Below are 10,293 nucleotides of genomic sequence, written 5' to 3'. Positions count from 1 at the left end.
ATATCGAGGCGGTATGGCCGGAAGAGCGCAGTCTCGATTATTTTGCCGGCTGTCGCGGCGAGGTGGCTTGTTGTGGGACGGCCTTTGTGCTTTTCAGAGACCGGCGGATTCCCTGCCGGGAAAATGCGGCGCAGATATCTGTATGGAATCATTGCTGTGCCGAACACGGAGTGTCGTAGTGAAACGAGTGACTGCCCTTCTGCTTTGTACCGCGCTTGCGGGATGCCAGGCCGTGCCGGGCGAGGGCCCTCTGACAACCGATATCGTTTCGGATGCCGGCCAGTCCGGCTCGGAGATCGGCAGAAGGAACGCGACGGTATTTGATATTGTAGATGTCGATGGCCAGTCGGCGCGGCTCGTCTCCGAATATGTTTCCACAACCCTCAGCCGCCGCTTCGGCATCGGCGGCGGCGTCGGTCAGGTGGTCATCGGCATTGGCGACCAGCTGAAGGTCACGATCTTCGAGGCGGGCAGCGACGGGCTGTTTTCCACAACTGAATCGAAGCAGACGAGCATCGATCTCGTCGTCCAGCCCGATGGCAAGGCGGCAATCCCTTATGTCGGATCGGTCCGTTTTGCCGGCCTGACGCTCGAGCAGGCGCGCCAGGCGATCCTCGATGCGTTGAAACAGAAGGCCGTCGAGCCGGACGTGATCGTGACGTCGACGTCGACGGCGTCGCGCATCGTCACGGTGTCCGGTGCCGTCGGCCGTCCTTCTGTCGTGCCTCTCAATCTCGTCAGCGAGACGATCAACGAGGTCATCGCGAAGGCGGGCGGGCCATCGGCGCAGCCCTACGAGACCTATGTGACGCTGGTGCGCGGCAAGAAGACCGGCACGGTCCTGCTGAAGTCGATCATCGAGAGCCCCTCGGAAAACATTCACGTAAAGCCGGGCGACCAGATATTCGTGACGCGCGATCCGCGCACCTTCACGGTGCTCGGCCAGGTGCGGGCAAATCAGCGCGTCGAGTTCGGCGCCAACGATCTCAACCTGCTCGAGGCCGTGGCGCTCGCCGGCGGCGGCTCGGACCGGACGGTGGATGCCAAAGGTTACTTCGTGTTCCGCTACGAGGAGCCGGATATCGTCATGAGCCTGCTCGGGCAGGAGCGTTTTCACAAGCTGCTGAGCAAGGGCATGAAGGCCGACCGCGTCGGGCGCTACCCGGTCGTCTACCGGTTCGACATGACGAAACCGGACAGCCTCATCGTCGGTCAGACCTTCCCGGTCAAGAATCGCGACGTCATCTACGCCTCGCGCCATCCCTCTGTCGACATCACGAAATTCCTCGATTTCGTCGCACGGCCGATCGGTATCGTGAATTCCGGCGTGAACGTCGCCGACAATCTCAACGATTTCAACAACTGACGTTGGAGTGGGCCGACACCAGGCGTGGGCGGTGTCGACGCGGCTGCCGGCTGAATGCTTTCGGCCGGCATGCATTAACGTCTTATAATCAATCACCTTTATAAGCTTCGCAGGTTCGCCGGGATTCACGTCGCGAGCGTCGAACATGCTTGCCGCCGCGCGCGTTCTATGATTGATCTGGTTTAGAGCGGGATGAGGAAAAGCGTATGCGGTTTTCCGCCCGCATCCCGCTCTAACTTATTAGAATCGATCACGTTCATGACTTAGGTCGATCCGACCTGAATCATCGTGATCGGGATCGATTTGTTGATGGCCGATGCGGCTCGGCCGGATTTGCGAGAGGCAATGGCTGACGAAGCCCTGATCGTTATCGATATGCAGAACGACTTCTGCCCCGGCGGCGCTCTCGCGGTCGAGGGCGGCGATGAAATCGTGCCCGCCGTCAATCGCCTCATCGACGCGTCGCCGCATGTCGTCCTGACGCAGGACTGGCACCCGGCCGGCCATTCCAGTTTCGCCTCGACGCATCCGGGCAAGGCTCCGTTTCAGACCGTGGCGATGCCTTACGGAGAGCAGACGCTCTGGCCCGAGCATTGCGTCCAGGGGAGCGCCGGTGCCGATTTTCATCCGTCCCTGCGATGGACCTCGGCGGAGCTCGTCATACGCAAGGGCTTCCGTCGCGAGATCGACAGTTATTCCGCCTTTTTCGAAAACGACCACCGGACCCCGACCGGGCTTGCCGGTTACCTGCGCGAGCGCGGCATAAAAAGCGTGACGCTTTGCGGCCTGGCTACCGATTTCTGCGTTGCCTTCTCGGCACTCGATGCGGTCGCCAAGGGTTTTTCGACGTCGGTGGTGCTCGGCGCCTGCCGTGGCATCGATCTGAACGGCTCGCTTGCGGCCATGACCCTGCGCATGCGCGATGCCGGCGTCCGGCTGATCTAGTCGCCCCCGGGACGGGGAAGTGCGGCGTCGGCCGCATCCCCGCTCGGACTTAGGATATCGACCACGATCGCCTCGCTTCAGAGCGGGTCATGACGGTCCAAGAGGAGCGTATTGCATGCCAAAGACCGATATCGCGCGACGGGTCTATAACCATACCTGGAAGCTCGATCCGATCGTCCGCAGCCTGCTCGATACGGATTTCTACAAGCTTTTGATGCTGCAGATGATCTGGCAGCTCTATCCGGACGTGGACGCGACCTTTTCGCTGATCAACCGCACGAAGACGGTGCGCCTTGCCGACGAGATCGACGAACAGGAACTGCGCGACCAGCTCGACCACGCGCGAGGCCTGCGCTTTACCAAGAAAGAAATGATATGGCTTGCGGGTAACAGCTTCTATGGCCGCACGCAGATCTTTTCGCCGGAATTTCTCGCCTGGCTCGCAAGATTCCGCCTTCCGGAATACGAGCTGTCGCGTCGTGACGGCCAATTCGAACTGACCTTTCGTGGCCGCTGGGCCGAGACGACGATGTGGGAAATCCCTGCGCTCGCGATCATCAACGAGTTGCGCTCGCGCGCGGCGATGAAAGGGCTCGGCCCATTCACGCTGGACGTCCTCTATGCCCGCGCCAAGGCCAAGATGTGGTCGAAGGTCGAGCAGTTGCGGGAGCATCCGAACCTGCGCATTTCCGACTTCGGTACGCGCCGGCGGCACAGCTTCCTATGGCAGCGCTGGTGCGTCGAGGCGCTCAAGGAAGGCATCGGCTCGTCCTTCACAGGCTCGAGCAACGTGCTGCTGGCAATGGACAATGATCTGGAGGCGGTCGGCACCAATGCGCACGAGCTGCCGATGGTGGCTGCGGCGCTTGCCCGCAACGACCGCGAGCTTGCGGCCGCGCCCTACAAGGTTCTGCAGGACTGGAACCAGCTCTATGGCGGCAACCTCCTGATCGTGCTCCCGGACGCGTTCGGGACGGCCGCGTTCCTCAGGGATGCACCCGACTGGGTGGCGGACTGGACCGGCTTCCGGCCGGACAGTGCCCCGCCCATCGAGGGAGGCGAGAAGATCATCGCCTGGTGGAAGAAGATGGGCCGAGACCCGCGGGAGAAGCTTCTGATCTTCTCCGACGGCCTCGACGTCGACACGATCATCAGGACCTACTGCCATTTCGGAGGGCGCGTGCGCATGAGCTTCGGCTGGGGAACGAACCTGACGAATGATTTCGCCGGCTGCGCCCCGACCGAAATCAACGGCCTCAACCCGATCTCCATCGTATGCAAGGTCAGCGAGGCAAATGGCCGTCCGGCCGTCAAGCTCTCGGACAACCCGCGCAAGGCGACGGGGGATCCAGCCGAGGTCGAGCGCTATCTGAAATTTTTCGGCAGCGAGGATTTCGTGGAGCAATCCGTACGGGTGTGACGAGAGAAAAGAAACCGGCGGCTGCGGCTTCGAATCCCTCAATCATATGACTTATTGCGGTACCCCACTATTTCCTTGAATTTCCCCCCGATTGCCCCATGATGAGGTCGTTGAGGTACACCTTGGGAGGGGTTCGTGCGTCAGGCCTATTCTCCGGATGACGTGGACGTCATGCGCGGAGCGCTCGATATCTGGTGCGCTCTGCACAATGTCGGCAGGGATGGTGTGGAGGCCAACAGGGCCGCCAAGCGCATTCTCGACTTGATGGACACGAAGAAGTGCTCCTGCGACGAACTTCTGGCTCAGCTGGGAGATTTCGGCCCGGAACAGCGTCGCCGCGTTTCCTGACGCATATTCTCGGGCGATCTTTGTGCGCCTGACAAGGCGGCCTCTTTCATCGTGGTATCGATGAGGTGATTTCGTGCGACACGGCGGCATTCGCCGCCGGGCGGTAGCTGGACAGCGCAAAATGCAGGATGCCGCTGACTGTGATGGACAGGGCGAGAACCGCGACGGTGACGCCGAGACCCGATTTGATCATGTCCATCTTCTCCGACCTGTTGTTTTGCTTCCGCGTTCGAAAGAGCGCGGAATAGAGTTATTCCTGTGGCGCCGGCCGGGCTGTTCCCCGAGGAACGGAGAATATGGTTAACAATTTCCTGACCGTGGCGGGCATGCCACGGCACCTGAGACTTTCGACTTTTTTCTCGTCCCCGATATTTTCCGATTGACCTTGCCATCGTTGTAAGCCCTAGAACTCGAAATCGGGTTGCAGCGGCGAAGTTCGCCCGTTGTAGTCGCGCCACACGTCGATGCGCCTTGCGTGTCGATGTGAGCTGAAGATTGACAATTTTGAGCCCGATGATAGGCATTGAGCATGGGCATGCTGCGAATCACGACGCAAAAGCTGTTGATTCTGTTCCGCCTGGTGATTTTCGTGTCACTGGCGGTATACGCATTGCCGAGTTCCTCCGCAGCCATGCACAGCGGCTGGTCTAAATCTGAAATCGCGCAGTCGAGCGACCATCACGATACGGCGAGCGGCGTGCATTCGCACGGCGATCAAGACTCCTCTGCCGAAGGCGACCAAAAGCCGGCGAAGCAGCAATGCTGCAAAGACTTCTGTGCCGGCATGGCGATTCTCGCGGCGACCGACGCTATTGGCGGACCCCGCGTATCCCCCGTCCGGGAATTCGTCGACGACGCCCGGACGACGGGCGAAATGCCGCTGCTGCACCGGCCCCCAAGCGCCTGAATAGGATGCACCCGTCCGATTGACGGGTCGAACGCGTGTTCGCGAGCAAGCCTTGCTCTCGAGCGCTGCCGCAATCTCCTATTCGGATAAATCCATGAAACATCTGTTTTTCGTGGCCGTCCTGCCGCTTCTTGCGAGCGGTTGCGCCGCCACTCTGCCTCCCGATGTGATCGCTTCGGGGGAGCTCCCGGCCAACGATGCCGACGTGCGCCCCGTTGCCTATACGAGTCCTGTCGCGGGCTATACGGACCGCAGGGCCGTCGATCCCAAACCATGGCGCGACCAGAATGATGCGCAGGCTCCGAAAGGAGGCGCATCATGATGAAAGCCAGGATGAAGCTGGCGGCGACGCTCGCACTGCCGCTGGTACTCGGCGGCTGCGTTACCGCTGGCGAGTACGCGGTTAAGAATGCCGGGTTTTCCCTGGTCGCGGCGACAACGGCCGAAGCCGCCGGCAAGCAGACCGTATGGGTGCAGAACCAGGAACAGGCCCGCTCCGTCTCCGAGCGGGTGAAGGCGCTGATGGCGAAGAAGACCATCGACGTCGAGACGGCGGTCCAGGTCGCGCTGCTCAACAACAAGGGGCTGCAGGCGGCCTATGCCGATCTCGGCGAGTCGGCGGCCGACGTCTGGCAGGCGACAATGCTCGTCAACCCGACCGTCGGTGTCGGGCTTACGGGAATCGGCACGCCTGGACTTACGGCGTTCCGGACGGTCGAGGGCGCGATCGTCTCCAACATTCTCGCGCTCGTCACCCGCGACAGGAATATCGCGCTCGCCGACACCGAGTTCCGGAAGGCGCAGCTGGATGCCGCTTCGCGCACGTTGCAGCTTGCTTCCGAGACGCGGCGTGCCTGGATCAATGCCGTAGCGGCTTGGGAAACGGTGGGCCAGCTCAACCAGGCGCAGGCGGCGGCCGACGCGGCGTCCGAGCTTGCCGAAAAGCTCGGCGAGAGCGGGGCCATGACGAAGGGGTCGCAGGCCCGCGAGCATGTCTTCTACGCCGAACTGGCGGGAGAAGGGGCCAAGGCGCGGCTCGAGGCGCGTCTGGCCAAGGAGGAACTGACGCGGCTGTTGGGCCTCTGGGGTTCGGACGTCAAATTCCAGGTGCCGAACCGGCTGGCTTCCCTGCCGAAGGGCCTGATGAAGCGCGACCAGATCGAGGCGGAAGCCCTGCGGCGCCGTGTCGATCTCCAGATGGCGAAGCTCGACCTGGAGGCGACGGCCAGATCCTACAATCTGACCGAGGCCACCCGTTACGTCACCGACCTCAACCTCCTCGCCGGCTTCGAGACCGAGCGGGCAAAGGAGGACGGCGACATTTCGTCGGAGACGACCGGCCGGGTCGATCTCGAATTCGCCATTCCCATCTTCGACAGCGGCAAGGCGCGCATGCGCAAGGCCGAGCTCGCCTATATGCGGGCGGCGAACCTTCTCGCCGAGAAGGCCGTCAATGTCCGCTCGGAAGCACGCTCGGCCTATCAGGCCTACCGCGCCAACTACGACATCGCCCGGCACTACCGCAACAGCGTCGTGCCGCTGCGCACCAAGATCGAGGAGCAGTCCCTCCTCACCTATAACGGGATGATCACCAGCACCTTCGAACTGCTCGCCGACAGCCGCGAAAAGGTCAATTCGATCCTGCTCGCGATCAACGCCAAGCGCGACTTCTGGCTGGCCGAGGCGGATCTGGCTCCGGCGATTTACGGCGGCGGAGCCTCCGGCGAAACTGAGGTCGCAGCGGCCGCCGAAAGCGGCAACTGAGAAAGGAACCGAACATGTTCAACAGACGACAGTTACTCGGCGCGAGCGCCGCACTGGTATCCACCGCCGCCTGGGCGAAAACGTCGAATATGGGCCTGCCGGAAGCGGCAATCATGGAGACGGCGGAAACGCAAGCTCCCGTCCGTCCGGCCTCCGGCCCCGACTACAACCCGGTGGTGACCGTCAACGGCTGGACCGCGCCTCACCGGATGAACAGCGGCGTCAAGGAGTTCCATCTCGTCGCCGAGCCGGTCGAGCGCGAGATGGCCGAGGGCATGACCGCCTATCTCTGGGGCTATAACGGCCAGTCGCCGGGTCCGACGATCGAAGCGGTCGAGGGCGATCGGGTCCGCATCTTCGTCACCAACAAGCTGCCGGAGCCGACGACGATCCACTGGCACGGCATGATCCTGCCGTCCGGCATGGATGGGGTCGGCGGGCTGTCGCAGCCGCACATCCCGCCCGGCAAGACCTTCGTCTACGAGTTCGATCTCGTGAAGTCCGGCACCTTCATGTACCACCCGCATTCCGACGAAATGGTGCAGATGGCGATGGGGATGATGGGCTTCTTCGTGATCCATCCCAAGGACCCGAAGTTCATGCCGGTCGACCGGGATTTCGTGTTCCTGCTCAACGCCTACGACATCGAGCCGGGCTCCTACGTGCCGCGCGTCATGGAAATGACCAACTTCAATATGTGGTGCTGGAACAGCCGCATATTCCCGGACATCAGCCCGCTCGTCGTTTCCAAGAACGACCGTGTGCGCGTACGGGTCGGTAACCTCACCATGACCAACCACCCGATCCACATGCACGGCTACGACTTCGAGGTCACGTGCACCGACGGCGGCTGGGTCCGGCCGGAGGCGCGGTGGCCGGAGGTCAGCATCGACATTCCGGTCGGCGCCATGCGGGCCTACGAATTCGACGCCAAATACGCGGGTGACTGGGCGATCCATTGCCATAAGTCGCACCACACGATGAACGCCATGGGACACGACATCCCGACCTTCATCGGGGTCGACAAGAAGGAAGTCGCGCAAAAGATCCGGAAAGTCCGCCCGGAATACATGCCGATGGGCACGGCCGGCATGTCCGACATGGGCAAGATGGAAATGGAACTTCCCGAAAACACCATACCCATGATGACCGGCTGGGGACCGCACGGGCCGATCGAGATGGGCGGCATGTTCTCCGTCGTCAAGGTGCGCGAGGGCATCTCGGCGGACGATTACTCCGATCCCGGCTGGTACGAAAACCCGCCCGGAACGCAGGCCTGGGAGTGGACGGGCGAGCTTCCCGACTGGACCAGGGCCGACAACGCAAAGACCCAGATCACGCCGAAGCACTCCAAACACGGGTGATACCGCATGACCATCTTCAACCAACCAAAGGACAATACGATGAAAGCTGCAATCTTCGGACTTCTTGCCGCGGCGCTCGCCTCACCGGCGCTCGCTTCCGGCAGTCACGAGGGCGGTCATGACGAGGTCATGGCCGTCGGGGAACCCGGCAAGAAGGCCGACGTCACCCAGACGATCCGGGTGACCATGAAGGAGACGGATGACGGCCAGATGATCTTCGCGCCGTCGGACTTCCAGGTCCGCGAGGGCCAGACCGTCCGTTTCGCGATCAAGAACGCCGGCGAGCTCGAGCATGAATTCGTCCTCGACCAGCAGGACAAGGTCATGGAGCACAAGGCGGCGATGGAGAAATTCCCCGACATGGAGCACGAGGATCCGAATGCGATCCGTCTCACCCCCGGAAAGTCCGGCGAAATCGTCTGGAAATTCACCAATGCCGGCACGTTCAAGATCGCGTGCCTGGTGCCGGGTCACTACGACGCGGGCATGCACGGCGACGTGACCGTCGCACAGAAATAAATCCTCAGGAAAGGGTCTCACATGAAAACGATTGTAAAGTCCACGCTGGCCTTCGCCCTCGCTCTCGGCACGGCCTATGGCGCTTTCGCCGCCGACTTCACCAAAGGCACCGTCAAGAAGGTCGATGCCAAGGCGAAGAAGGTCACACTGATGCACGAGGACCTGAAGGAGCTCGAAATGCCTGGAATGACGATGGTCTTCCGGGTCAAGGACGAAGCCCTGCTGTCGAAGCTGAAGGAAGGCGCTCAGATCGAATTCGTCGCCGAACGCGTCGACGGCAAGCTGACCGTCACCGCGGTGAAGTAGTCCACCGGGGGGAGGCGGCGGGATTGCCGCCGCCTCCTCATCCGGCTTTGCCGGCTAACCGGTAAGCATCACCCCTGATCGGGTAGGACATGACGTATACGCTTCACGCACCCTGGGACTTCGCAAAGGAAATCCGCTCGAGCGCACTGAGGTTCGTCGCCTTCGCGATCTTGATTGCAAACCTCCTGCTCGGTGGAAGCGAGGGAACCAGAGACACGCACTACGTCGTCGTCATCGCCTATTTCATCATCAGCATCGTTTCGGTCGCGACCGCACTGTTTCTCCCCGGCCGTTTCTGGCTCAAGACGCTGTTCGTCGTTCTGGACGGGCTGCTCGTCGCGGCGATCCTTTACGCCTATATCCTCGCTCCGGCCTCCGAGGACCATAACCTGACCACGACCAGCCTCGTGGTCGGTTTCGTCCTGCTCATCCACGCCGGCCTCCAGCTCGACCGCCGCCTCGTTCTCACTTTTTCCGGGATCGTCCTCGTCTCCTGGGTGGCCATGCTGGCCATCTCGGCGGTGAGACACGGGGCCAGAGACGTCATGGCGCTGCTTTCTTCCTTCTTCAGTCAGGACTTCGGGCTGACGGTGAGCTTCGGCTTCACAGCCTTTGCCACCTACCTGCTTGCGAGGGATCACGACCGGACGCGCAACGAGGCGCTCGAAGCGGACCAGCGGCGTCGCAATCTCTCGCGGTTCTTCTCGCCGCTGATCGTGGCGGAACTGCAGAAAGGCGGCGATGCTTTCGGCCTCGGCCGGCGCAACGCGGCGATCATGTTCGTCGACCTGCGCGACTTCACCAGATTCGCCGAGACTGCCACCGCCGGCGATCTGGCCTCCGTTCTGGCGGAATACCGCCGGTTCGTCTCCCAGACGATCTTCGATCATGGGGGGACCGTCGACAAGTTCATCGGAGACGGTGTCATGGCCGTGTTCGGGCAGCCGCGGCCCATGGAAAACGATGCCGACCGGGCACTCGCCTGTGCGCTGGATCTGGTCGATGCGCTCGACGACTGGAGGAACCACAACCTCTCGAACGGCTATCCCACCCTCGATGCCGTCATCGGCCTGCACTACGGCACGGTCGTCGGAGGCGTTCTGGACAGCGGCGTCCACAGCGAGTTCACCGTGATAGGCGATGCGGTGAACGTGGCGCAGAGACTCGAAACCCTGGCCAAGTCGCTCGACGCTCCGCTTGTGATCTCGCTTGCGCTGAACGAGCGGCTGCAAGGCCCGATCCCGACAGCCGAGTGGATGTCCCTGAAATCAGCCGCCCTGGCGGGCCGGCGGCTCCCCGTCGACGTCTGGTACCTGCCACGGCAAACGCAGGCGTAAGGCATCGGCCTTCATGG

Annotated in this window: 12 protein-coding genes; 11 read left to right on the top strand and 1 reads right to left on the bottom strand. The window is 62.1% G+C overall.

Going from position 1 to position 10,293, the window contains the following annotated elements:
- The first annotated feature begins 178 nt into the window (after positions 1-178).
- The 4 genes from JOH52_RS03370 (at position 179) to JOH52_RS03355 (ending at position 4,079) form a co-directional block, all read left to right on the top strand.
- Complete coding sequence (locus JOH52_RS03370; protein ID WP_013843956.1) at positions 179-1,366, top strand: polysaccharide biosynthesis/export family protein; 1,188 nt, start codon at positions 179-181, stop codon at positions 1,364-1,366.
- Positions 1,367-1,711: 345 nt separating this feature from the next.
- Positions 1,712-2,311, top strand: coding sequence for a bifunctional nicotinamidase/pyrazinamidase (gene pncA, locus JOH52_RS03365; protein ID WP_015241029.1), 600 nt, complete (start codon positions 1,712-1,714; stop codon positions 2,309-2,311).
- Between the two features lie 115 nt (positions 2,312-2,426).
- Positions 2,427-3,731: a nicotinate phosphoribosyltransferase gene (pncB, locus tag JOH52_RS03360; RefSeq protein WP_014528939.1), complete on the top strand. Its 1,305-nt coding sequence runs from the start codon at positions 2,427-2,429 to the stop codon at positions 3,729-3,731.
- Between the two features lie 135 nt (positions 3,732-3,866).
- Complete coding sequence (locus JOH52_RS03355; protein ID WP_004435886.1) at positions 3,867-4,079, top strand: hypothetical protein; 213 nt, start codon at positions 3,867-3,869, stop codon at positions 4,077-4,079.
- A gap of 46 nt (positions 4,080-4,125) precedes the next feature.
- Here the strand turns inward: JOH52_RS03355 and JOH52_RS03350 are convergent, their stop codons facing one another.
- Complete coding sequence (locus JOH52_RS03350) at positions 4,126-4,272, bottom strand: hypothetical protein (RefSeq protein WP_015007151.1); 147 nt, start codon at positions 4,270-4,272, stop codon at positions 4,126-4,128.
- 336 nt (positions 4,273-4,608) lie between these two features.
- On the opposite strand from JOH52_RS03350, the gene JOH52_RS03345 reads away from it, so the two are divergent.
- The 7 genes from JOH52_RS03345 to JOH52_RS03315 all read left to right on the top strand — a co-directional run bounded on the left by JOH52_RS03345 (position 4,609) and on the right by JOH52_RS03315 (position 10,276).
- Entirely contained in the window at positions 4,609-4,986 is a 378-nt protein-coding gene (locus JOH52_RS03345; RefSeq protein ID WP_014528940.1) for a hypothetical protein, read from the top strand.
- 94 nt (positions 4,987-5,080) lie between these two features.
- Complete coding sequence (locus JOH52_RS03340) at positions 5,081-5,308, top strand: hypothetical protein (protein WP_013843958.1); 228 nt, start codon at positions 5,081-5,083, stop codon at positions 5,306-5,308.
- Positions 5,305-6,750: a TolC family protein gene (locus JOH52_RS03335; RefSeq protein WP_014528941.1), complete on the top strand. Its 1,446-nt coding sequence runs from the start codon at positions 5,305-5,307 to the stop codon at positions 6,748-6,750. The genes JOH52_RS03340 and JOH52_RS03335 overlap by 4 nt, the downstream gene beginning before the upstream one ends.
- A 14-nt stretch (positions 6,751-6,764) precedes the next feature.
- Positions 6,765-8,114, top strand: coding sequence for a multicopper oxidase family protein (locus JOH52_RS03330; protein WP_004435899.1), 1,350 nt, complete (start codon positions 6,765-6,767; stop codon positions 8,112-8,114).
- A gap of 39 nt (positions 8,115-8,153) precedes the next feature.
- Positions 8,154-8,633, top strand: coding sequence for a cupredoxin domain-containing protein (locus JOH52_RS03325; protein WP_010968682.1), 480 nt, complete (start codon positions 8,154-8,156; stop codon positions 8,631-8,633).
- 21 nt (positions 8,634-8,654) lie between these two features.
- Entirely contained in the window at positions 8,655-8,939 is a 285-nt protein-coding gene (locus tag JOH52_RS03320; RefSeq protein ID WP_014528942.1) for a copper-binding protein, read from the top strand.
- Positions 8,940-9,028: 89 nt separating this feature from the next.
- On the top strand, positions 9,029-10,276 hold the full coding sequence (locus tag JOH52_RS03315; RefSeq protein WP_014528943.1) for an adenylate/guanylate cyclase domain-containing protein: 1,248 nt from the start codon (positions 9,029-9,031) through the stop codon (positions 10,274-10,276).
- Positions 10,277-10,293: the final 17 nt, after the last annotated feature.

This window comes from Sinorhizobium meliloti (assembly GCF_017876815.1).
In the GTDB taxonomy this organism is placed as follows: Bacteria; Pseudomonadota; Alphaproteobacteria; order Rhizobiales; family Rhizobiaceae; genus Sinorhizobium; species Sinorhizobium meliloti.
This window is presented reverse-complemented; position numbering and strand designations above follow the sequence as displayed.

What these genes read in the sequence shown, in the direction of transcription:
- JOH52_RS03320 (WP_014528942.1), top strand. Translation starts at nt 8,655, where the DNA reads ATGAAAACGATTGTAAAGTCCACGCTGGCCTTCGCCCTCGCTCTCGGC.
- JOH52_RS03345 (WP_014528940.1), top strand. Translation starts at nt 4,609, where the DNA reads ATGGGCATGCTGCGAATCACGACGCAAAAGCTGTTGATTCTGTTCCGC.
- JOH52_RS03325 (WP_010968682.1), top strand. Translation starts at nt 8,154, where the DNA reads ATGAAAGCTGCAATCTTCGGACTTCTTGCCGCGGCGCTCGCCTCACCG.
- JOH52_RS03330 (WP_004435899.1), top strand. Translation starts at nt 6,765, where the DNA reads ATGTTCAACAGACGACAGTTACTCGGCGCGAGCGCCGCACTGGTATCC.
- JOH52_RS03350 (WP_015007151.1), bottom strand. Translation starts at nt 4,272, where the DNA reads ATGATCAAATCGGGTCTCGGCGTCACCGTCGCGGTTCTCGCCCTGTCC.
- JOH52_RS03335 (WP_014528941.1), top strand. Translation starts at nt 5,305, where the DNA reads ATGATGAAAGCCAGGATGAAGCTGGCGGCGACGCTCGCACTGCCGCTG.
- JOH52_RS03340 (WP_013843958.1), top strand. Translation starts at nt 5,081, where the DNA reads ATGAAACATCTGTTTTTCGTGGCCGTCCTGCCGCTTCTTGCGAGCGGT.
- JOH52_RS03315 (WP_014528943.1), top strand. Translation starts at nt 9,029, where the DNA reads ATGACGTATACGCTTCACGCACCCTGGGACTTCGCAAAGGAAATCCGC.
- pncB (WP_014528939.1), top strand. Translation starts at nt 2,427, where the DNA reads ATGCCAAAGACCGATATCGCGCGACGGGTCTATAACCATACCTGGAAG.
- pncA (WP_015241029.1), top strand. Translation starts at nt 1,712, where the DNA reads ATGGCTGACGAAGCCCTGATCGTTATCGATATGCAGAACGACTTCTGC.